The 22,509-nt window shown below is 73.0% G+C and carries 19 protein-coding genes and 1 pseudogene; 16 read left to right on the top strand and 4 right to left on the bottom strand.

The genetic code is table 11. The annotated features are described in order from the left end of the window. The 4 genes and pseudogenes from ACWC24_RS38450 to ACWC24_RS38435 all read left to right on the top strand — a co-directional run. A pseudogene (locus ACWC24_RS38450) lies at positions 1-146 on the top strand (flavodoxin-dependent (E)-4-hydroxy-3-methylbut-2-enyl-diphosphate synthase); the annotation flags it as partial. Positions 147-609: 463 nt separating this feature from the next. Then, positions 610-1,458 (top strand): GNAT family N-acetyltransferase, encoded by an 849-nt coding sequence (locus ACWC24_RS38445; RefSeq protein WP_450667560.1) that lies wholly within the window; start codon positions 610-612, stop codon positions 1,456-1,458. 79 nt (positions 1,459-1,537) lie between these two features. Further along, the gene (locus ACWC24_RS38440) at positions 1,538-2,119 is read left to right on the top strand and encodes a GNAT family N-acetyltransferase (RefSeq protein WP_450667559.1); all 582 of its coding nucleotides are present in this window, start codon (positions 1,538-1,540) and stop codon (positions 2,117-2,119) included. 74 nt (positions 2,120-2,193) lie between these two features. Then, positions 2,194-3,897: a proline--tRNA ligase gene (locus ACWC24_RS38435; protein ID WP_450667558.1), complete on the top strand. Its 1,704-nt coding sequence runs from the start codon at positions 2,194-2,196 to the stop codon at positions 3,895-3,897. Between the two features lie 669 nt (positions 3,898-4,566). Here ACWC24_RS38435 and ACWC24_RS38430 read toward each other — a convergent pair. Beyond that, the gene (locus ACWC24_RS38430) at positions 4,567-4,989 is read right to left on the bottom strand and encodes a helix-turn-helix domain-containing protein (RefSeq protein ID WP_450667557.1); all 423 of its coding nucleotides are present in this window, start codon (positions 4,987-4,989) and stop codon (positions 4,567-4,569) included. Between the two features lie 480 nt (positions 4,990-5,469). Here ACWC24_RS38430 and ACWC24_RS38425 point away from each other — a divergent pair, with 480 nt between their 5' ends. From ACWC24_RS38425 to ACWC24_RS38410, 4 genes are read left to right on the top strand one after another with little or no spacing between them, the layout of a single operon-like run. After that, positions 5,470-6,060 (top strand): RNA polymerase sigma factor, encoded by a 591-nt coding sequence (locus tag ACWC24_RS38425; protein ID WP_450667556.1) that lies wholly within the window; start codon positions 5,470-5,472, stop codon positions 6,058-6,060. Then, positions 6,057-7,832: a BN159_2729 family protein gene (locus ACWC24_RS38420; protein WP_450667555.1), complete on the top strand. Its 1,776-nt coding sequence runs from the start codon at positions 6,057-6,059 to the stop codon at positions 7,830-7,832. The genes ACWC24_RS38425 and ACWC24_RS38420 overlap by 4 nt, the downstream gene beginning before the upstream one ends. Beyond that, positions 7,829-8,383, top strand: a complete 555-nt coding sequence (locus ACWC24_RS38415; RefSeq protein ID WP_450667554.1) for a WhiB family transcriptional regulator — start codon at positions 7,829-7,831, stop codon at positions 8,381-8,383. The genes ACWC24_RS38420 and ACWC24_RS38415 overlap by 4 nt, the downstream gene beginning before the upstream one ends. A 29-nt stretch (positions 8,384-8,412) precedes the next feature. Then, on the top strand, positions 8,413-9,000 hold the full coding sequence (locus ACWC24_RS38410; RefSeq protein WP_450667553.1) for a hypothetical protein: 588 nt from the start codon (positions 8,413-8,415) through the stop codon (positions 8,998-9,000). A 347-nt stretch (positions 9,001-9,347) separates the two neighbouring features. On the opposite strand, the gene ACWC24_RS38405 is transcribed toward ACWC24_RS38410, so the two are convergent. Genes ACWC24_RS38405 through ACWC24_RS38395 form a run of 3 tightly spaced genes read right to left on the bottom strand, consistent with a single transcriptional unit; the run spans position 9,348 to position 11,423 of the window. Next, positions 9,348-10,256 (bottom strand): aminoglycoside phosphotransferase family protein, encoded by a 909-nt coding sequence (locus tag ACWC24_RS38405; RefSeq protein WP_450667552.1) that lies wholly within the window; start codon positions 10,254-10,256, stop codon positions 9,348-9,350. 28 nt (positions 10,257-10,284) lie between these two features. After that, the gene (locus ACWC24_RS38400; protein ID WP_450667551.1) at positions 10,285-10,809 is read right to left on the bottom strand and encodes a ferritin-like domain-containing protein; all 525 of its coding nucleotides are present in this window, start codon (positions 10,807-10,809) and stop codon (positions 10,285-10,287) included. Next, positions 10,806-11,423: a hypothetical protein gene (locus ACWC24_RS38395; RefSeq protein ID WP_450667550.1), complete on the bottom strand. Its 618-nt coding sequence runs from the start codon at positions 11,421-11,423 to the stop codon at positions 10,806-10,808. Before ACWC24_RS38395 ends, ACWC24_RS38400 begins: the two co-directional genes overlap by 4 nt. Before the next feature lie 206 nt (positions 11,424-11,629). Here ACWC24_RS38395 and rimP point away from each other — a divergent pair, with 206 nt between their 5' ends. The 8 genes from rimP (at position 11,630) to ACWC24_RS38355 (ending at position 22,430) form a co-directional block, all read left to right on the top strand. Then, positions 11,630-12,166 (top strand): ribosome maturation factor RimP, encoded by a 537-nt coding sequence (gene rimP, locus ACWC24_RS38390; RefSeq protein ID WP_450667549.1) that lies wholly within the window; start codon positions 11,630-11,632, stop codon positions 12,164-12,166. 2 nt (positions 12,167-12,168) lie between these two features. Then, positions 12,169-13,155, top strand: a complete 987-nt coding sequence (gene nusA, locus ACWC24_RS38385; protein WP_351613509.1) for a transcription termination factor NusA — start codon at positions 12,169-12,171, stop codon at positions 13,153-13,155. 112 nt (positions 13,156-13,267) lie between these two features. Then, the gene (locus ACWC24_RS38380) at positions 13,268-13,549 is read left to right on the top strand and encodes a YlxR family protein (RefSeq protein WP_450667548.1); all 282 of its coding nucleotides are present in this window, start codon (positions 13,268-13,270) and stop codon (positions 13,547-13,549) included. A gap of 162 nt (positions 13,550-13,711) precedes the next feature. Then, positions 13,712-16,819, top strand: a complete 3,108-nt coding sequence (gene infB, locus ACWC24_RS38375; protein WP_450667547.1) for a translation initiation factor IF-2 — start codon at positions 13,712-13,714, stop codon at positions 16,817-16,819. 189 nt (positions 16,820-17,008) lie between these two features. Further along, entirely contained in the window at positions 17,009-17,302 is a 294-nt protein-coding gene (locus tag ACWC24_RS38370; protein WP_152895392.1) for a DUF503 domain-containing protein, read from the top strand. Positions 17,303-17,341: 39 nt separating this feature from the next. Next, on the top strand, positions 17,342-17,803 hold the full coding sequence (gene rbfA, locus ACWC24_RS38365; RefSeq protein WP_450667546.1) for a 30S ribosome-binding factor RbfA: 462 nt from the start codon (positions 17,342-17,344) through the stop codon (positions 17,801-17,803). Next, positions 17,803-18,708 (top strand): tRNA pseudouridine(55) synthase TruB, encoded by a 906-nt coding sequence (truB, locus tag ACWC24_RS38360; protein ID WP_450667545.1) that lies wholly within the window; start codon positions 17,803-17,805, stop codon positions 18,706-18,708. Before rbfA ends, truB begins: the two co-directional genes overlap by 1 nt. Positions 18,709-18,971: 263 nt before the next feature. After that, positions 18,972-22,430, top strand: a complete 3,459-nt coding sequence (locus tag ACWC24_RS38355; protein WP_450667544.1) for a trypsin-like peptidase domain-containing protein — start codon at positions 18,972-18,974, stop codon at positions 22,428-22,430. The last annotated feature ends 79 nt before the right edge of the window (positions 22,431-22,509 follow it).

Raw genomic sequence — 22,509 nt, 5'->3', positions numbered from 1 at the left:
AGATCTTCGTCAAGGGCGAGGTCATCAAGACCGTGCCCGAGTCGAAGATCGTGGAGACCCTGATCGAGGAGGCGATGAAGATCGCCGAGCAGATGCAGGCGGACGGGGTCGCCTCGGGCGAGCCGTCGGTCGCCGTCGCCGGCTGAGAAACGAACGGCCGGGCCCGACGGGGGCCCGGCCGACGTCGTACCCGCGGGTTCTGCCTGTACCGCTGGGCTTCGCCCGCGCTCGCCCGGCGGACGTCGTACCCGCGGGTTCTGCCTGTACCGCTGGGCTTCGCCCGCGCTCGCCCGGCCGACGTCGTACCCGCGGGTTCTGCCTGTACCACTGGGCTTCGCCCGCGCTCGCCCGGCGGACGCCGTACCCGCGGGCCCGGCCCGTAACCGCCGTACCTGCGGGCTCGGCCCGTGCCGCCGGGCTCCGTCCGGGCCGCTGCCTCGGCCGGGTCGTCAGGAGGCCGGAGAACCGGCCTCGTGACGGCCGTGTTCCAGGGTCCGGCGCCGCCGCCCGTCCCGCGCTTTCCCCACTCGGCAGGCACATGGGGCGGCGCGCCACATTTTCGGCAGGTACAGTGCGGAGATCAGCAGACCCCAGTGTGAGGCCCCCCGCTTGTTGACCCAGACCACCTCACGGGTCCTCGAACCGAGCGACCTGGACGCCGCGCTCGCCGTCCTCGACCGCGACCCGGTCACGAACGCCTTCGTGACCTCCCGGGTCCAGGTCGCGGGACTGGACCCCTGGCGTCTCGGCGGCGAGATGTGGGGCTGGTACGAGGACGGCATGCTGACGTCCCTGTGCTACGCGGGCGCCAACCTCGTCCCGATCTGCGCCACCCCCCGTGCCGTGCGCGCCTTCGCGGACCGGGCGCGCCGGGCCGGCCGCCGCTGCTCCTCCATCGTCGGCCCCGCCGAGCCCACCGCACAGCTGTGGCGGCTGCTCGAACCCGGCTGGGGCCCCGCCCGCGAGATCCGCGGCCACCAGCCGCTCATGGTCACCGACCGGATGCCCGACGACATCGCACCGGACCCCTACGTCCGCCGCGTCCGCAAGGACGAGATGGAAACGATCATGCCGGCCTGCGTGGCGATGTTCACCGAGGAGGTCGGCGTCTCCCCGATGGCCGGCGACGGCGGCCTGCTGTACCAGGCGAGGGTGGCCGAGCTCGTCGGATCCGGCCGCTCCTTCGCCCGCCTCGACGAACACGGGAAGGTCGCCTTCAAGGCGGAGATCGGCGCGGCCACCCCCCAGGCCTGCCAGATCCAGGGGGTGTGGGTGGCCCCGGAGTACCGGGGGACCGGCCTGGCGGCGCCCGGCATGGCGGCCGTGCTGCGATACGCACTGGCCGACGTGGCCCCGGTCGTGAGCCTGTACGTGAACGACTTCAACACCCCGGCCAGGCGGACCTACCGGAGGGTGGGCTTCCGGGAGGTCGGCGCGTTCATGAGCATCCTGTTCTAGGACAGGTCCTGGCCGCGGTGCTTCTCCTCGCACCTCGCCGAGCCGCTCCGTCCGTGACGACCCCTGTAGTCTCCCCGGCATGCTGCGCATCCCCGGTCACGGACACCGCGATCCCGACGACATCGTGATCGGCCCGCTCGACCTGTCGGCCCGCGTCGATGACGCGCTCGCCGTGCAGGCCGTCGCGTTCGGGCTGGGCCCCGACGAGGTGGCCGTGCGTCGCCAGATCGTGCTGCGGCACATGGCCTACCCCGGTGCCCGGGCGCTGGGCGCGACCACCGCCGACGGCCGGCTCGTCGGCTTCGTCTACGGCATGCCCAACGACCGTGCCCACTGGTGGTCCACCGTCGTGGAGCCGTATCTGCGTTCCCAGGGACTCGACTTCTGGCTCGACCACTCCTTCGTGATCACCGAGCTGCACGTCCATCCGCGCTACCAGAACCGCGGTGTCGGCCGCTCCCTGATCACCGCGATCACCGACACCGCGGCCGAGCCCCGTTCGATCCTCTCCGCGATCGACACCGACAGCCCGGCCCGCGGTCTCTACCGTTCCCTCGGTTACGGCGACCTGGCCCGGCAGGTCCTCTTCCCCAGCGCGCCGAAGCCGTACGCGGTGATGGGAGCCCCGCTGCCGCTCCTGCGCAGGCAGGCCAACCCTTAACCGATTTCCACCGGGATGGACCGCCCGGCTAACCTCCTTACCATCACCCTCAGGCAGCAGGAGATACGAGAACCATGGCGAACGTACCGGTCCAGCGCATGTCGAATCTGATGGCGAAGACGCTGCGCGACGACCCGGCGGACGCCGAGGTCCTCAGCCACAAGCTCCTCGTCCGGGCGGGCTACGTCCGTCGTACGGCCGCCGGCGTCTGGACCTGGCTGCCGCTCGGCAAGCGGGTCCTGGCCAACGTCGAGCGGATCGTCCGGGAGGAGATGGACGCGATCGGCGCCCAGGAGGTGCTGCTCCCCGCCCTGCTGCCGCGCGAGCCGTACGACGCCACCGGCCGCTGGGACGAGTACGGCCCCGAGCTGTTCCGCCTCCAGGACCGCAAGGGCGGCGACTACCTCCTCGGCCCCACCCACGAGGAGATCTTCACGCTGATCGTGAAGGACCAGGCGACCTCGTACAAGGACCTGCCGGTCATCCTCTACCAGATCCAGACCAAGTTCCGTGACGAGGCCCGTCCGCGGGCCGGCATCCTGCGCGGCCGTGAGTTCCTGATGAAGGACTCCTACTCCTTCGACCTGGAGGACGAGGGCCTCGCCCGGTCGTACGCCCTGCACCGCCAGGCCTACCAGCGGATCTTCGAGCGGCTCGGCCTGGACTACCGGATCTGTGCCGCGACCGCGGGCGCGATGGGCGGCTCCAAGTCCGAGGAGTTCCTGGCCCCGGCCGCCGCCGGCGAGGACACCTTCGCCGACTGCCCGAACTGCGACTTCGCCGCCAACACCGAGGCGATCACCTACGAGCTCGCGCCCGTCGACGGCTCCGGTGCGCCGGCCGCCGAGGAGATCCCGACCCCCGACACCCCGACCATCGAGACGCTGGCCGCCTCGCTGGGTGTGCCGGCCTCCGCCACCCTGAAGAACCTGCTGGTGAAGGTCGACGGCGAGATCGTGGCCGTGGGCGTTCCCGGTGACCGCGAGGTCGACATGGGCAAGGTCGAGGCGCACTTCGCCCCGGCGGCCGTCGAGATGGTCACCGAGGCGGACTTCGCGGGTCGCCCCGACCTGGTCCGCGGCTACGTCGGCCCGCAGGGCCTGGGCGAGAAGGTCACGTACATCGCCGACCCGCGCGTCGCCCCCGGCACGGCGTGGATCACCGGTGCCAACAAGGAGCACACGCACGCGAAGAACGTCGTCGCGGGCCGTGACTTCGAGGTCGACGCGTACGTCGACGTCGTCGTGGTGCAGGAGGGCGACCCCTGCCCGAAGTGCGGTACCGGTCTCAAGCTGGACCGCGCCATCGAGATCGGCCACATCTTCCAGCTGGGCCGCAAGTACGCCGACGCCCTCAAGCTCGACGTCCTGGGCCAGCAGGGCAAGCCGGTCCGGGTGACCATGGGCTCCTACGGCGTCGGCGTCTCGCGCGCGGTCGCCGCCCTCGCCGAGCAGACCGCCGACGAGCAGGGCCTGTGCTGGCCGCGGGAGGTCGCGCCGGCCGACGTGCACGTCGTCGCCGCGGGCAAGGCCCTCCAGACCGAACTCGCCCTCGACGTGGCCGAGAAGCTCGCCGCCGCCGGTCTGCGCGTCCTGTGCGACGACCGGCCCGGGGTCTCCCCGGGTGTGAAGTTCACGGACGCCGAGCTCATCGGCGTACCGCAGATCCTGGTGGCGGGCCGCCGCTCCGCCGAGGGTGTCCTGGAGCTCAAGGACCGCAAGACGGGCGAGCGCGAGGAGCTGACGGTCGACGAGGCGATCGCCCGCCTGGTGAACTGACCACCGCCGGAAGGCTTTTCACTTCTCACAGCCGAGGCCCACGGTCCGGCCGAGGCCCACGGCCGGGCCTCGGCCGGACCGTGGGCCGTTCCCGACCGCAGGACGTGATGCACCGTCACTGCGGAGGGGAACGGCCGGTCGTGGCGGAGCGCACGACCAGGAACGGTCACGGACACCGGCCGCCGACGCGGCGCGATTCGCCCTTGACGCGAGCGGACTGACGAGGGATCAGCAGACCTCGGCCGTAAGGAGGCCGCAGGGGGCGAGTTCGAGCGGAAGCTCGATCCGCATACCGCAGAAGCATTGCAACAGACCACCCCGTGAGGCCGGAGCTCCGAGGTCGATCATGAGGATGTCTCGAACTTCCCGGAGTACATCACTCAGTTGGAAGCCTCTGGCGACCTGGATACTGACCTCGTCCGGGTCCCAGACGGCGATTTTCGGCAGATTGTCCGCCAATGAAATGTGGATGCACACAACTGTCTCCCCAGGGATGCACAACGACACAAGTGATCCGCTCCGGGAGGTCAGCGGCTGACTGATGGTACCGACGGCCGTCGAGGCTGGGGGGAGTTTCGGTCATATTCATCCGTGGCGCGTGGACAGGCTTGCGCGCCGGCCGGAGCGTCGGCGTGTCGGGACCGCGGACCCGACACCGTGCCGCTGGCCTCAGGTGATGCGGCTGACCTGCAACATTGCCTCGGCGTCCTTCAGGAGCGCGCGCTGACGTGCCTCTGGCAATTGCCGGTACAGCTTGAGGAGCCGTGCCTCCCGCTCGTCCCCGCTCGGGCCGGGCGCGGGGCGGCCGACCGCCTCGAAGAACTCCTTGGGCGTGGTCCTCACGCCCCAGCGCCGGAACACCTCGACCATGGCGCGAAGTTTCTCCGGGTCGATGCGGGAGGTGCCGCGGGTCCGGTTCATCCACGCGTTCAGCGTCGGGTACGAGATGTCGGCCTCCGACGCCAGGTCTTTCTGGGTCTTGCCCGGGGCCTGTGCCAGGAGGCGTTCGAGCAGAGTCGCCAGGTCCACGTCCTGGCGTGCCGGATCGTCTCCGGCGTCTGGGTCTCCTGGGCGGCTCTGCTGGTTCGTCACGCCTCAGAGGATCGGCCATTGATATCTACAAGCGCAAGTAGATCGCAGACCGGCAATTCAGGCTCTTGGGGCACGATGGAGCGTTGGTGGCCTAGCCACGCATTAGTGCGCCCCTGTGCTCCCCCCGGCGGGATGTCGCGGAGTCACTTCTTCCCCTCGCGCTCCGTACATAACTTGACACTGTATGCATCTACGTGAAGACTGTAGATAACTCCGGAGGCGGGTCACCGGCTCCCGGTGGAGGTGGGCGCTCGACGCCCTTTCCGTGGGATCTGCGGGGCGCTTCTCCGGCGCCCGTGCGCAGCGGAGTTGCAGGACAGCACGTGAAACACCCCAGGCGCTTACGGCATCGGCCACCCCGCTCCGTCACGGACCGGGGCGACCGGGCGTTCGTCCGTCGCAAGAATCTACATCTACATGAATATTGAAGATGCGGAGAACCTTCGCTCCGCACCGACGACGTCGACGGGAGTACCCACTGTGTCCGCACCGAACAACGTCATCCCCGCTCCGGACGGTCCGGAGCCCGAGTTGGTCGCCCGGGCCCGCGCGGGCGACCGGGAGGCGTTCGCAACCCTCTACTACGACCACTACCGTCTCGTGTACAGCTTCCTGCTCATCCGCACGCGCAACAGGCATCTGGCCGAAGATCTGACGCAGGAGGTGTTCACCCGCGCGCTGCGCCGTATCGACGCGTTCACCTGGCAGGGCACGGCGTTCGCAGCCTGGCTGATCACCATTGCCAAGAACCTTTATCTGGACGAACTCGGCCGCGGCCGCACCCGGTTGGAGACCCCCGTCGCCGAGTTCCTGGACCCGCAGGAGCCCGGCCGCGGCCCCGAGTCCCTCGCCCTGCGCGAGTTGGAGGCCGTCGAGGCACACGAGACCGTCCGCACCGCCCTGCACACGCTCAACGCCCAGCAGCGGCACTGCGTCCAACTGCGCTTCCTCGACGAGCTGACACCCCAGGAGACGGCCGTGGCGATGGGGCGCAGCGTCGGTGCGGTCAAGGCGCTGACCCATCGGGCACTCCAGAAACTGCGCTGGACGGCCGGGGCGGTGGCGGTGTGAACAGAAACGTCCCGCACGCCGCGCGCGTGATCCGTACGGTGCTGGCGACCGTCCGCACCGAACAGGCGTCGGCCCTCGCGCACGCCCTGGACTCGGCCTGCCTCCTCGTCGACCCCGAGCGCTCCTTCGGCGTGGTGCTGTACCGGACGCCGGAAGGCGGCTGGTCGCGCACCGGACGGCCGGTCACCGAACTCGAACAGCAGGCCCTGGACTGGGACGCCGCCTGCGAGCGTGCGCAGCGGGTCGCCCAGGACATCGAGCGGCATCTCGACGACCACCCCGGCCCGCACGCCATCCGCGTCGAAGGCGACCGGGTCCGGGTCCTGCTGCGCGTCGACGGCCCCGCCGAATGGGCGCGCTGGCGCACGTACTTCGGCATCACGGTCGTCGGCGAACGGACCGAGCCCCACACCCTGACCGGTGAGGGAGAGTACGACGGCGTCCGGGTGACGGTGGTGGCCCTCGGCGCCTCCACGGCGCCGCAAGGGGCGGCGGACGGCGAGGAGAAGCGCCCCTTCCGGATCGGCGAGACCCTGTACGACCTCGCGTTACCGCAGCGCGACGCGTACGGCGACGTCTGGTACTTCCAGGGCTGCCGAAGCGGCGACGGGATGCCTCTGATGTCCCTCGACGGCCGGCCCGAGCGGTGCTCCCTCGCCAATGTGGCCGCGTATCTGGGACCGCTGTCGCCGGTGCGGGCCGACGACGAGGGCGTCACCGCGAGCCCGGCACCGAACCCGCCGGGGCTGCCCGAGGTGGCGGTGCTGCCCGGACCGGTGGCGCTGCCGAAGGCCCCGGCGCAGGCGGCGGCGTCGCACACGGCCGTACCACGCGTACTGCCGAACCTGCCGGAACCGCGCGTCATGGCGGAGGCGCACGGAGCGTGGGCGGGATCGGACCGGCCGGCGGCGTCGATGGTGTTGAACACGGATACGAACACGGACATGGACACGGACACGGGGACGGCGGCCGAGGTGCGGTCGTCGGTGACGCCGGGGCCGTGGGCGGCGGCCGAGCCGTCGCAGACGTCGGAACCCGAGGTGTGGTCGCGGGCCCAGGAGACGTGGAAGGCGGACACGCTCCGGGCGGCGGCGCTGCCGGAGGCGTCGGGGGCCTGGGTGCCGGAGGCGGGGCCGCCGCCGGTCGCGCCGGGGGCCTGGGTGGCTGCGGTGCCGAGGGCGGACGTACGGCCCGAGGCACACGGCCCGTGGGCGGCGGTGGACCTGCCCGCGGCGGACCGGTGGTCGGACGTGCCGCGGCCCCGGGTGATGACGGACCTGCCGGACCCGCGGACGGTCTCGAACGGCCCGGATCCGCGGACGGTCTCGGACCTGCACGATCAGCGGACGGTCTCGAAGCTGCCGGACCCGCGGACGATCTCGAAGCTGCCGGATCCGCGGACGGTCTCGGACCTGCACGATCAGCGGACGGTCTCGAAGCTGCCGGACCCGCGGACGATCTCGAAGCTGCCGGACCCGCGGACGGTCTCGGACCTGCACGATCAGCGGACGGTCTCGGACCCACAGGATCAGCGGACGATGTCCGACCTGCCGGCTCCGCACCCGCAGCCCGACGCGCACCCGCAACCGAACTCGCACCCGGACCCGCACTTGGCGGCGGAGCCGGAACCGCGGGCGGAGTCGCCGTCGGCACCGCGGCCCGAGCCGGCGCCGGTGCGGCGGCCCGAACGGGCCCAGCCGTCCTGGGCCGAACCGCGCGAACCACTCGTCCCGTCGGTTCCGGCGGCCGGCCCGGCGAGGCCGGTCCGATGAGTGCCGGTCGGTCGAGGGGGCCGACCGGCTCCGGAGGAGCCACGGAGGGAACACGGGCCTGGGAGTCGAGCGCAGCCTGTCGCCACCAGGACGCGGAGCTCTGGTTCTCCCGCCGCTCCTCGGCCAGGGCCGTGGCCATCTGCGCGGCCTGTCCCGTGCTGGCCCACTGCCGGGCCGCGGTGCTCAAACGTGAGAAGGGACTGCCCAAGTGCCAACGCAGCGGTGTCATCGCCGGCCTGACCGGGCCTCAGCGCTATGCCCTGGAGCGGCAGTCGGACCCGGCGCGGCCACGACCGTCCGCCGACCTGACGGCCGGACGCGCACCGGTCGCTGCACGGCGAGGGCAGCCCGCGCCGTGCGGGACCCGGGCTGCCTACCAACGGCATCTGCGCCTGCGCGAGACCGTCGACGAGGCCTGTCGCCTCGCCAATGCGCGCAGCGCCGGCCGTTACCGCCGCACCGGCTCCACCCGTGGCTGGAACGAAGACGCCCGGGGCCGCGACCGTGTACCGGACGTGGCCGGGACTCCCGGCAGTCCGCCCCGGAAGTGATCCCTCGTTCACCGCCACCGGAGTACTTCATGTCCGCACCTTCGACGGGCCCGCTGCCCGAAGAGCCCGTGGCCGGCGGCTCCCGTGCCCGCCGCTCCCGAGCCGACCGTCCCGCCGGCCGCACGGCCGCCCTGTTCCGCTTCCTCAGGCCGCGCGGGCGTGCCGCGCAGGAGACGGAGCCGCCGGAGCATCCCTCCGTCGATCTGGACAGCTGCCGACAGGAGCTGGCCCGCTGGCAGCACCACGCCGATTCCTTCGAACGGGAGCTGAGCCGCGTCGCCTTCGAGCGCGCGCACCTCCTCGCCTGGCTGGCGGCGTTGCACCCGTCGAGCGCGGTCATCACCCCGGCCGCAGGGCTCGGCGGGGACGGCACGCACCTGCTGCGGCTCGTGGCCGGGGAGCGGCAGTTGTCCTGGCACCTTCTCCCCAAGGACCTCCCGCTGTTCGGGCACGTCCCGTACGCCGAGCGCAGCACGGGACCGCTGCAGCGGGACGGCCCCGGCGCCCTGGAGCAGGCCGCGCACATCCGCAGTCACACCAGGCTGCTGGCCATCGAGGGAACCCTGTTCGCCGTCCCCGCCGAGAAACAGCCGTCGGCACGGCCCGCCGAGCACTGACACCGCCGCACGGGACGGTCCTCGGACCACCGCGAACTCCGGTTGGCAGGCTCGGGAGGCACGTCGGCCGGACCAGCGCTCCCCTGCGGGGGACCACCAGCAGGGGAGCGCTGCCCCGCACACAACATCCGCAGCTCCGCGCCCGGTTCCGCCTGTGACGGCGAGGGCCTGGCGGCCCGCGACGCCCGCGGTTCCGCGCCGGGTCCCGCCTGACGTGCCGCCGCGGCTCCGCATCCGGTGCCGCCCGTAGCCTCGCGTCGGTCCTGCCGGTCGGCCGCGTCGGGCCCCGCCGGTCGTGCCGCGCCCGGCCCATCCGCTGTGCAGCCCCGGCTCCGCCCGTCGGCCCGCTACAGCCAGCCCGCGAACTCCAGCAGCAGCTCTGCGTCCGCAGTCCGGCCCACTCTGCGCGCCCGTACCCCTGACTCCACCGCCCGGAACAGGGTCCAGCCGCGCAGCCGTTCCTGGTCCACCTCCAGCGACTCCGCGAGCCGCTTCACCCGCCGCCGGGTCGTCGACGACCCCGACGGAGAGGCGATCAGGTCCTCCACCCGGTCCCGTACCAGCCGGGCCAGGTCGAACGCGCACTCGCCGACCACCGGGTCCGGCCCCACGGCCAGCCACGGCATCCGTTCGCCCGACAGCACCTTGCTCTGCCGGAAGGTGCCGTGCAGCAGCCGGTGCTCGGGAGGTTCGGCCAGCAGTTCCGCACGCACCGCGAGGGCGACGTCGACCAGCGGCGCCAGCTCGGGATCGGCCGCCGCGCTCGCCGCCATCGCCTCGGCCTGCCGGCCGGTCCGCTCGTCCACGGTCTCGAAGACGTGCCCGGTCTCGCCGCCCGGTGGCTCGACCCACAGCCGGCGCAGCGTGCCCGCCGCCTCCAGCAGGGCCTTCGCCTCGGGCAGCGACCGCACCGAGACATCGGGGTGCAGCCGCTCCAACAGGAGCACACCCTCCGTCGTGACGCCTTCGAGCAGTTGTACGGCGCCGAGGCCGGCCCAGTGCGCCAGTGCGGCCCGCTCGCTCTCCGGCCGGGCCCGGCCCGGGGCCAGCTTCAGCACGGCGGGCGTTCCGTCGGCCCGCCGCACCAGCACCACCAGACTGCTCCGGCCGCCCGGCAGCTGGACCCGTTCCACGGTCAACTCGCTTAGCGCGACGGCCTGCCGGGCCGCCTCGGGCAGCTTCTCCAGCCAGGCGTCACCGTTCGGTGCCGTCTCGCCGAGCGCCCGCACCAGACGCTGCGGCGGTTCGAAAGCCATGCGCGAGTCGATTCCTTCCGCTCCAGGGTCACGCCGTCGGTGTCGCCGAGGCCGGCGTCACCGTCGAATCAGCACCCGCGGCGGCGCTCGCCCCCGCACTCGTCCCCGCGGTCGCACCGGTACCCGCCCACTCGGCGAGACCAGGGAAGGCTACGCTCCCGCCGCGCCAGCGCACCGCGCGGACCGCCGCCTCGCGCAGCGCCCCGGCCGCCTCGCCGCGCTGTCCGCCCTTGCTCGCCCGCACCAGGTCGGAGTACACCCCGGCCACCCGTTCCTCCAGCTCGGCGGCGAGCCGCACGGCCGCGGCGGAGTCCGCCACGGGGAACGGCAGGGCGTACGCGGCGCTCGCCGCGACCGGCTCGCCGCCCAGGTCGCGGACCTTGCGCACCAGCGCGTCCCGGCGCGCCCGGTGTGCGTCGTACGCCGTCTGCGCCTCCGCGCGCCGCTTCTCGGCGACCCGCCCGCCGACGACGCCGTACCCGTACACGGCCGCGTGCTCCGCCGCCAGCACGGCCTGCAACGCCTCCAGTTCCGGATTCTTCGCCCCGCTCACTTGGCCCCCTCCGTCAGCAGATACGCGTGTGCGGCCCCGGCCGCAGCCACCGAGGCCAGCAGCCGGGCCAGTTCGCCCGGCACGTCCAGCAGCGCCTTGGCGCGCAGGTCCGCCAACGCCCGTTCGGCCGCGGCCAGCCCGGTGAGTGCCTCCTTCTCGGTGCCCGGTACAGCGGCCGGCCCGGAGGGGGCCGACGCGGAAGACGTCGACCCGGGCGAGGCGGACCCGGACGCAGCCGACCCGTCGGGCTCCGAAGCCGGGGAGACCGAGGCGGAGGAGCCGGAGGAGGAGGCGGACGGCGTGGCGGACGGCTTCGCCTTGACGCCCCCGAACGCCGTCACATGCCGGAGCACCTCGGCCCGCAGCGGCTCGAGCCGCTGCGCCAGCCCCGGATACGCCGCGATCACCAGGTCGTATCGCTCGACGATCCCCGTGCTGTCCTGTGCCGCACGAGCCCGGGCCCGCTCGGTGACCGACGGGCCGCCGCTCGCGGTCCCCTCGGACCCCTCGCGGGCGGGGGAGCAGCCCACGAGGAGGGCGGCCCCGGCGGTGGAGGCGAGCAGGGTTCTTCTTCGCGGCCCCGAGGGGGTGCGCGGTGGCGGGAAGTACGGCACGGCAGACGTCCTCAGGGGGGCTTGTGCGAACACATGGACGGGGAGGGCGGCCCCGCCGGTGATCACGGTACCCGCGCGCCCGCCCGGCATCACTCATCGGCACCGCCCACGCGCTGGTGGACGGCAACACTCCCTGCGACCGGATACCCTTTGAGCAGACACACGCCCCATCCCACAACAGCACACGCGGCCGAGGAGTCACCCGGATGAGCACCACTCAGAGCGAGAGGCTGCGAGAACTACTGGAACCGCTCGTGACCTCCCAGGGCCTCGATCTCGAAGAGATCAACGTGGACTCCGTGGGCCGCAAGCGGGTGCTGAGCGTCGTCGTCGACTCCGACACCGGAGCGGATCTGGACCGGATCGCCGATGTGAGCCGCGCGCTCTCGGCGAAGCTCGACGAGACGGACGCGATGGGCGAGGGCGAGTACACCCTCGAGGTCGGAACCCCGGGCGCGGAGCGCGCTCTCACCGAGCACCGCCACTACGTGCGTGCTCAGGACCGGCTGGTGAGGTTCCAGCTCACCGAGGGCGGCGAACTGACCGCCCGGATCCTGACGGTCGACGAGGCCGGTCTCGACGTCGAGGTGCCCGGAGTGAAGGGCCGCAAGGCCACCTCCCGCAGGCTCGCCTTCGACGAGATCGCCAAGGCCCGGGTCCAGGTCGAGTTCAACCGCAAGGGCCGCGAGGACGACAAGGACGACAAGGGCAACAAGGACATGAAGGAAGAGGAGGAGGCGTAGCCGTGGACATCGACATGAGCGCCCTGCGGGGCTTGGTGCGGGAGAAGGAGATCTCCTTCGACCTGCTGGTCGAGGCGATCGAGTCGGCCCTCCTCATCGCCTACCACCGCACCGAGGGAAGCCGCCGTCACGCGCGCGTGGAGCTCAACCGGGAGACCGGACATGTGACCGTGTGGGCGAAGGAGGACCCCGAGGACCTCGAAGAGGGCCAGGAGCCCCGCGAGTTCGACGACACCCCGTCCGGCTTCGGCCGGATCGCCGCCACCACGGCCAAGCAGGTGATCCTGCAGCGGCTGCGCGACGCCGAGGACGACGCGACGCTCGGCGAGTACGCCGGCCGTGAGGGCGACATCGTCACCGGTGTGGTGCAGCAGGGCCGCGACCCGAAGAACGTGCTGGTCGACATCGGCAAGCTCGAGGCGATCCTGCCGGTGCAGGAGCAGGTGCCGGGCGAGACCTATCCGCACGGGATGCGGCTGCGGTCGTACGTCGTCCGGGTGGCGAAGGGTGTCCGCGGTCCGTCCGTGACCCTCTCGCGCACGCACCCCAACCTGGTGAAGAAGCTCTTCGCGCTGGAGGTGCCGGAGATCGCCGACGGTTCCGTCGAGATCGCCGCCATCGCGCGTGAGGCCGGTCACCGTACCAAGATCGCCGTGCGGTCCACCCGTTCGGGCCTGAACGCCAAGGGCGCCTGCATCGGCCCGATGGGCGGCCGGGTGCGCAACGTGATGGCCGAATTGAACGGCGAGAAGATCGACATCGTCGACTGGTCGGACGACCCGGCCGAGATGGTGGGCAACGCGCTGTCCCCGGCCCGGGTGAACAAGGTCGAGGTCGTGGACCTCTCGACCCGGTCCGCGCGGGTGACCGTGCCCGATTACCAGCTCTCGCTGGCGATCGGCAAGGAAGGGCAGAACGCCCGGCTCGCGGCCCGGCTCACCGGCTGGCGCATCGACATCCGTCCGGACACCGAGCAGGTGTCCGAGTAGCGCTCCCCCGGGAGCGGGAATAGATCCCGGCCTGTGTTGCTTGGATCACGACAACAACCGTTCGATTTTTGCCCCAAAGGGGTGAGGTCGGTGCGGGGAGGTAGACTTAGCAGTGTCTGGCCGGACGCGAGCCCGCGTATGCCCTGAACGCACCTGTGTGGGGTGCCGGGAGCGAGCGGCCAAGACCGATCTGCTGCGCATCGTGGCGGCCGGGGACGCATGCGTCCCCGATCCTCGCGGTACGCTGCCCGGCCGGGGTGCGTATGTACATCCCGTCCCGGTCTGTCTCGACCTGGCGGTACGCCGCCGGGCGTTCCCGAGGGCGCTGCGCGTCCCGGGCCCGCTCGACGTAAAGGTGTTGCGCCAGTACGTCGAGCAGTCAGAACGTTGCTGAGTAGGCAACACCGTAAGAAGCGTCGCGCGGACACCCGTGCGGCCCAGGTACCCCGCGAGTTGGAAGTAGGTCGAGATTGCGATGAGCACTCGATGAGCACGCGATGAGTACGCCCATGAAGTAGCGACGGTCCGGCCGCAACCCGGACCTAAAAGGAGCGAAGTGGCTAAGGTCCGGGTATACGAACTCGCCAAGGAGTTCGGTGTGGAGAGCAAGGTCGTCATGGCCAAGCTCCAGGAACTCGGTGAATTCGTCCGATCGGCGTCCTCGACGATCGAGGCGCCGGTAGTACGCAAACTGACAGACGCCTTCCAGGGTGGTGGCAGCGGCAAGTCCGCCGGCCGTCCCGCCCCGCGCAAGGCGGCCCCCAAGCCCGGCGCGCCCTCTCCGGCGCAGACGGCTCGTCCGGCTGCTCCGAAGCCGCCGGTCGCCCCCAAGCCCCCCGTGGCCCCGCAGCCCGCGGCCCCGGCGGCTCCGTCGGCCCCCGCGCCGGCCGCCTCCGGCCCGCGTCCGGTGCCGGGCCCCAAGCCCGCGCCGCGTCCGGCCCCGACGGCTCCCACGACTCCGGAGTTCACCGCTCCGCCGTCGGCCCCCGCCGCGCCGGCCGCTCCGGCCGCCGCCCAGGGTCCGCGCCCCGGTGCCCGTCCGGGCCCCGGCGGCCCGAAGCCCGGTGCCCGTCCGGGTGGTCCCGGCCAGGGACAGGGTCAGGCGCCCCGTTCCGACCGTTCGGACCGTCCTGACCGTGGCGCCCCGCGCCCCGGTGGTCAGGCCCCGCGTCCGGGTGCCCGTCCGGCCGGTCCCCGTCCGGGCAACAACCCCTTCACCTCCGGTGGTTCCACCGGCATGGCGCGTCCGCAGGCGCCGCGTCCGCAGGGCGCGCGTCCCGGCGGTCCCGGTGCCCCCGGCGCCGGTCCCCGTCCGCAGGCGCCCGGCGCCCAGGGCGGCGGTCCGCGTCCGCAGGCTCCGGGCGGTGCCCGTCCGTCGCCGGCCGGTATGCCCCGTCCGCAGGGCGGTCCCCGTCCCGGTGGCGGTCCCGCGGGTCCGCGTCCGAACCCCGGCATGATGCCGCAGCGTCCCGCTGCCGGCCCGCGTCCCGGCGGTGGCCCCGGCGGCCGCGGTCCGGGCGGTGCGGGTCGTCCCGGCGGCGCCGGTCGTCCCGCGGGCGGCGGCTTCGCCGGCCGTCCGGGCGGTGGCGGCGGTGCCGGTCGTCCCGGTGGTGGCGGCGGCTTCGCCGGCCGTCCCGGCGGCGGTGCCCCCGGCGCCGGTGGCGGCGGCGGTTTCGGTGGCGGCGGTGGCCGTCCCGGCTTCGGCGGTCGTCCCGGTGGTCCCGGTGGCCGTGGTGGCACGCAGGGCGCCTTCGGCCGTCCCGGCGGTCCCGCGCGTCGCGGTCGCAAGTCGAAGCGGCAGAGGCGCCAGGAGTACGAGGCCATGCAGGCCCCGTCGGTCGGCGGCGTGATGCTGCCTCGCGGCAACGGCGAAGCCATTCGCCTGTCGCGCGGTGCGTCCCTCACCGACTTCGCGGAGAAGATCAACGCCAACCCGGCGTCGCTCGTCGCGGTCATGATGAACCTCGGCGAGATGGTCACGGCCACGCAGTCCGTCTCCGACGAGACGCTCCAGCTCCTCGCCGGCGAGATGAACTACACCGTTCAGATCGTCAGCCCGGAGGAGGAGGACCGCGAGCTGCTCGAGTCCTTCGACATCGAGTTCGGCGAGGACGAGGGCGGCGAGGAGGACCTCGTGGTCCGTCCGCCGGTCGTCACCGTCATGGGTCACGTCGACCACGGCAAGACCCGACTGCTCGACGCCATCCGCAAGACGAACGTCATCGCGGGCGAGGCCGGCGGCATCACCCAGCACATCGGTGCCTACCAGGTCGCGACCGAGGTCAACGACGAAGAGCGCAAGATCACGTTCATCGACACCCCGGGTCACGAGGCGTTCACCGCCATGCGTGCCCGTGGTGCCCGGTCGACGGACATCGCGATCCTCGTCGTCGCGGCCAACGACGGCGTCATGCCGCAGACGGTCGAGGCGCTCAACCACGCCAAGGCGGCCGACGTCCCGATCGTCGTCGCGGTCAACAAGATCGACGTCGAGGGCGCCGACCCGACCAAGGTGCGCGGTCAGCTGACCGAGTACGGCCTGGTGGCCGAGGAGTACGGCGGCGACACCATGTTCGTCGACATCTCCGCCAAGCAGGGTCTGCACATCGACTCCCTGCTCGAGGCCGTGATCCTCACCGCCGACGCCTCGCTCGACCTGCGTGCCAACCCGCACCAGGACGCGCAGGGCATCTCGATCGAGTCCCGGCTCGACCGCGGCCGCGGTGCCGTCTCCACGGTCCTCGTCCAGCGAGGCACCCTGCGGGTCGGCGACACGATGGTCGTGGGCGACGCCTACGGCCGAGTGCGCGCCATGCTCGACGACAACGGCAACAACGTCGCCGAGGCGGGCCCGTCGACGCCGGTCCAGGTCCTGGGCCTGACCAACGTCCCGGGTGCGGGCGACAACTTCCTCGTCGTCGACGAGGACCGCACGGCTCGCCAGATCGCCGAGAAGCGTGCGGCCCGCGAGCGCAACGCGGCCTTCGCCAAGCGCACGCGCCGCGTCTCCCTCGAGGACCTGGACAAGGTGCTCAAGGCCGGCGAGGTCCAGCAGCTGAACCTGATCATCAAGGGTGACGCTTCCGGTTCCGTCGAGGCGCTCGAGTCGTCCCTGCTCCAGCTGGACGTCGGCGAAGAGGTCGACATCCGCGTCCTGCACCGCGGTGTCGGTGCGGTCACGGAGTCGGACATCGACCTGGCGATGGGCTCGGACGCCATCGTGATCGGCTTCAACGTCCGCGCGGCCGGCCGCGCGGCGCAGATGGCCGAGCGCGAAGGCGTGGACGTCCGCTACTACTCGGTCATCTACCAGGCGATCGAGGAGATCGAGGCGGCCCTGAAGGGCATGCTGAAGCCGGAGTACGAGGAGGTCGAGCTCGGCACGGCGGAGATCCGCGAGGTCTTCAAGTCGTCCAAGCTGGGCAACATCGCCGGTGTCCTCATCCGCTCCGGAGAGGTCAAGCGGAACACCAAGGCCCGACTCGTCCGCGACGGCAAGGTCATCGCGGAGAACCTCAACATCGAGGGCCTGCGTCGCTTCAAGGACGACGTCACCGAGATCCGCGAAGGCTACGAGGGTGGTATCAACCTCGGCAACTTCAACGACATCAAGGTCGACGACGTCATCGCGACGTACGAGATGCGCGAGAAGCCGCGGGTGTAATGCCCTGGCCCGAGGTGGTCGGCGGGAGCTTTTCCCGTCGGCCGCCTCGGCGTGTTCCGGGGGACGGGCAGGGGCGGCGGGCGAACAATCCCGTCGAGTACCCGGCCCGTTCGTTGTACCGTTCTTGATGTCCCTGCCCAGTGGATGGCGGGGCCATCGATCCCGTACCGGCGGGTGAACCGGGTACACATGTACGTAGGGACTCTGTCCTTCGACCTGCTCCTCGGCGACATTCGGTCACTGAAGGAGAAGCGCTCCGTCGTCCGTCCGATCGTCGCCGAGCTCCAGCGGAAGTACGCGGTGAGCGCCGCCGAGGTCGACCATATGGACCTGCACCGGCGGGCCGGCATCGGCCTCGCGATGGTGTCCGGCGACACCGGCCATCTCAACGACGTACTGGACCGGTGCGAACGGCTGGTCGCGGCTCGCCCCGAGGTGGAGCTGCTGTCGGTACGGCGGCGCCTGCACGGCGAAGACGACTGACCCAAGAACTCAGATCAGGAAAGAACGGGAGACGGACCAGTGGCCGACAACGCGCGGGCTAAGAGGCTGGCGGACCTCATCCGAGAGGTGGTGGCCCAGAAGCTGCAGCGCGGGATCAAGGACCCGCGGCTCGGCTCGCATGTCACCATCACGGACACCCGGGTCACGGGTGATCTGCGGGAGGCGACCGTCTTCTACACGGTGTACGGGGACGACGAGGAGCGGGCCGCGGCCGCCGCGGGCCTGCAGAGCGCCAAGGGCGTGCTGCGCTCCGCGGTGGGTGCGGCGGCGGGCGTGAAGTTCACGCCGACCCTGACCTTCGTGGCGGACGCCCTGCCGGACACCGCCAAGACCATCGAGGACCTGCTCGACAAGGCACGGGCCTCGGACGCGAAGGTCCGCGAGGTCTCCGCGGGCGCCAGCTTCGCGGGCGAAGCCGACCCGTACCGCAAGCCGGACGACGAGGACGAGACCGTCGAGACGGACGGCGACGCCCCGTAATGACCGAGAAGCACAAGACGCCCGACGGCCTGGTCATCGTCGACAAGCCGTCGGGCTTCACCTCGCACGACGTGGTCGCCAAGATGCGCGGGATCGCCCGGACCCGACGCGTCGGCCACGCCGGCACCCTCGACCCCATGGCGACCGGTGTGCTCGTCCTCGGCGTGGAGAAGGCCACCAAGCTCCTCGGCCATCTCGCCCTCACCGAGAAGGAGTACCTGGGGACCGTCCGCCTGGGGCAGAACACGCTCACCGACGACGCCGAGGGGGAGATCACCTCCTCCACCGACGCCTCCGCGATCACCCGGGACGCCGTCGACGCCGGTGTCGCCAAGCTGAGCGGCGACATCATGCAGGTGCCGTCCAAGGTCAGCGCCATCAAGATCGACGGCGTGCGCTCGTACAAGCGGGCGCGCGAGGGCGAGGAGTTCGAGATCCCGGCCCGCCCGGTCACCATCTCCTCCTTCACCGTGTACGACGTCCGTGACGCCGTCGCCGAGAACGGCACCCCGGTCAAGGACCTGGTGGTGTCGGTGGTCTGCTCGTCCGGCACCTACATCCGCGCCCTCGCCCGCGACCTGGGCGCCGACCTCGGCGTCGGCGGCCATCTGACCGCCCTGCGCCGCACCCGCGTCGGCCCGTACAAGCTGGACGCGGCGCGGACCCTGGACCAGCACCAGCAGGAACTGACGGTGATGCCGATCACCGACGCGGCCACGGCCGCCTTCCCGCGCTGGAACGTGGACACCAAGCGGGCGCGGCTGCTCCTCAACGGTGTGCGGCTGGAGATGCCCGACGAGTACGAAGGCCGCGGCGCCGTCGCGGTGTTCGACCCCGAGGGCCGTTTCCTGGCTCTGGTCGAGGCCCACCGGGGCAAGGCCAAGAGCCTGGCCGTCTTCGGCTGACGCCGACGCCGGCGGGCACCGGGACATGGTGCCCGTGGAGCGGCGAGCACGGGGTCCTCCACTGCCGCCGCTCCACGGTCCCCCCTCGGTTCCCCCACCCCTAGGGTGTATCCACCGCCCCCGCTCCATTCACCCGTCCGGGCAGGCGCTCGGAGTGAACGGAGGGAGCGTGAGGGGGCGCGTTCACCTCGCGATCTGCCCCGTCGATCATCACCCGCCTACCGTCGGACCGAGGTCACACGCGCAGGCGGGGAGGTACGACGATGGCGGGACGGGGCCCGGGCGCGAGCGACGCCCGGGGCGCACGGCACGACACCTGGGCCGTCGGCGACGCGGGTACCGCCGGTGACAGGCGTGCCGTGGCCGGCACGTGGACCGTCGGCGGCGCGGGGGCGGTCGGTGGCACACGGGCCGTGACCGGCGTGTGGGCCGCCGGCGGCACCTGGACGGCCGACGGGACAGGAACGGCCGGTCGTACGCCGACCGTCGGCGACACCTGGACCGCCGACCCGGCCTCGACCGCCGAGCCGGCACGGACCGCCGGTGAGGCACCGGCCGTCGGCGAGACACGGGCCCTCGGCGAGGCACGGACCGGTGACGCGCGGGCCGGCGACCCACGAACCACCGCCGCCGCCCCCGGCCGCCCCGGCGATCCCGCCGACCGCTTTCTCGTCAGCATCCAGGATCCGGCCGGCCGCCCCCGCGGCACGGGGTTCGTCGCCGACCACCACGGCACGGTGATCACCAGCCACGAGGCGGTCGACGGACTGCCCCACCTGGTTCTGCGCACGGCCGCCGACCGCCCCCGCCTCGTGACCGCCGACGCCGTGACCGCGCTGCCCGCCCTCGGCCTGGCCCTCGTACGCACCGAGGGACTGGGCGTCGAGCCGCTGCCCGTCACCGTGCGCGACGCGATCGGGACCGGCACCTACGTCCGCGTCGCCGCGGGCTGCTGGCGCCAGGCACGGGTCCTGGGCCGGACACCGGTGACGTACACGGCCGCGGACCGCTCCCATCTCCTCGACGACGCGCTGGAGTTGGCGATCGGCACGACGGGCCGGGACGCCCTGCGCCCCGGCGGCGGAGCGACCGGCGGACCGGTGCTCGACGCGGCGACCGGTGCCGTCGTCGCTGTCGTCGGCACCGCCCTCCGCTCCGGCCACAGTGCCACCGGCTTCGCCGTCCCGCTGCCGCGCCGGGCGACCGTCGCCGCCCGAGCGGGACGCACCCCGCACGCCGACGCCGACCCGCTGGCCGACCTGCTCGCCCGCAACGCCGAGACGGTGCCCGCCCACGGCGCCGACCTCAACCTGGCCGGCGTGCTGGAGCTCACCGCCATCTCCGTCGGCGCGGACGGCCCACCCGGCACCCTCACCCACCGGACCCGCCGCGCCGATCCGCCGGACCCGGGCCCGCCCCACCCGCGTTCGGCGGCACCGGCACCGGCAGGTCCGAGCCCCGCCGTCGAACCGGTCGAACGGGCGGCGACCGCAGCGGAGTTCGCCGCCTTCGCCGACGGCCCGGCAGCCGTCCTCGCCCTCGTCGGCGCCCCCGGCAGCGGCCGTACGACGGAACTCGCGGCGCTCGCCGCCCGCCGTCACCGGGGCCCGCGCCCGGCCCCCACCCTGTGGCTGCGCGGCGCCGACCTCCAGGACGACGACGGCTCCGTCGCCGACGCCGCCCGCCGGGCGCTCGCCCGCGCCGCCCGCGTCGTGGCCGCCTCCGACCCGGCCCACCCCGCCCACCTCGGCGACATCGCCCCCGAACGCCTGGCCCGCCTCGCCCGCGCCGCGGGCCGCCCCCTGCTGCTCCTGCTCGACGGCCCGGAGGAGATGCCGCCCGCCCTCGCCCACCGCCTGCCCGACTGGACGGCGGGCACGGCGGACTGGCTGCGTGAGTCCGGCGCGCGCCTCGTGGTGGGCTGCCGGGCGGAGTACTGGGAGCACGCCGGGGCCGGGTTCCCGCGGGAACTCCTGCACGGCGACCCGGACCCGGCCGCGGACCCTCACGGCACGCTGCCGCCCTGTGTGCGCCTCGGGGACCTGACCGAGGACGAGGCCCGGCTCGCCCGCGAGCGCTACGGCATCCCCGGCACGGCCCTCGGCGAGCCGCACGCCCGCCACCCCCTCACCCTGCGCCTGCTGTCCGAGGTCCGGGCCGCCGTCCCCGAAGCGCGCGACACTCCGCTCGACGGGGACGACGTCCTGGCCGCCCACCTCGATCTGATGTGCCTGCGGATCGCCGTCCGCCTCGCCGCCGGGAACGGCCTGCGCGGCACCGCCGTACGACGCCTCGCGGCGAAGGTCTCCGGCCAGGTCCACCTGGCGGCCCGGCACAGCCTCGGACCCGGCCAGGGCGAGCTGGACCGCACGTCGTTCGAGGCGCTCTTCCCCCGGGGCACCGCCCCGGCCCGGCTCGACGGCCGCACCGGCTGGGCCTCCGCCGTCCTCGCCGAGGGACTCCTGGTCCCCGCCGGAGACGGCTACCGCTTCGCCCACGAGGAACTCGCCGACTGGATCCAGGGCCTGCACCTCGACCTGGACGAGGCGCTGCGCGTCCTGGTCCACAACCCGCCGGACGGGCCCGCGCTGCCGGTGCCGCCGCACCGCGTCGGCCCCGTCGTCCAGGCCCTGCTCCTGGTCGCCCGCCGGCACGGCAGCCGACGGCTCGCCGTCCGCCTGGAGGAACTGGTGCGCGCCCTGGACACCGACCCGCACTCCTGGTGGGCGGCCCGGCTGCTCGCCGAGGTACTGCGACGGGTGCCGGACGCGACCCCGTACACCGGCGTCCTGCGCCGGCTCACCGAGGTGATCGTCGCCCGACGCCGACAACAACGGCCGCCGCCCGGCGAGTTCGGCCCCGCCTTCTGGACCGGCCTCGCGCTGCCCGACGTCGGCCGCCTCGACCTGCTGCGCCGTCTCGTCCGCGCCGACGCCGCCCCGCACGACACCGGCCCGCCCCGCTACCTCGACGCGGCGGCCGAACTGCTCGCCGTCGACCCCGCGGCCGTACAACCGCACCTCGTGCGCTGGTTCGACGACGAACGGCCGTTGCCCGCCACCCCGCACGCGACCGTCGCCACGGCCGCCCAGGCCCTGCTGCACACCCACCGGCACCGCGCCCTGGACGACCTCGCCGAGCGTCTGGTCGAGAGCCCGCACCGGCGGGCCGGCGAACTCCTCGCCGTCCTCGCCGAGGACGAGCCGTCCGCCGTGTGCCGGGCCGTCGACCGCTGGGCGCGCGACGAGCGACCGGCCCGGCGTCTGGCGGCGGTGACGTACGGGCTGCGCGCCGCCCCGCACATCCGTTCCGACGCCGACCGTGAACTCCTGCGCCACCTGGCCCTCGACCTGCTCGCCCGGCCCACCGACTGCACCGTGCACGGAGCGGCGCTCGCCCTCCTCGTACGCGATCCGCGCACCCGCTCCCGCCACCTCCCGCGGGCGCTGAGGCACTTCGCCGCGGCCGATCCGCAGCTTCCGCCGAGCGCGCTGGTCCCCGCCCTCGCCACCCACCCCGAACCGGTCCTCGCCGCCTTCCGGGCCCGGCTGCGCAGAGCCGACGCGGGCGAGGCACTGCGTATCCTCGCCGGTGTCACCACGCCCGCCCTGGCGTGCCGGGTCGCGGCCCTGGTGCAGGAGGCGGTGGCGGCCCGGACCGGGCCTGCAGCCCTGGTGACGGCCGCGGGCCCGGCCTTGCCGCGCGCACGGCCGGCCGGCTGACCGACGCCACGCGGCGTGAGTCCGTTGGCCCGAGTCCGTGGCCCGAGGAGTGCGCCCCGTCACAGCCCCCATGCCGATG

Source organism: Streptomyces sp. NPDC001443 (assembly GCF_053597355.1).
This window is presented reverse-complemented; position numbering and strand designations above follow the sequence as displayed.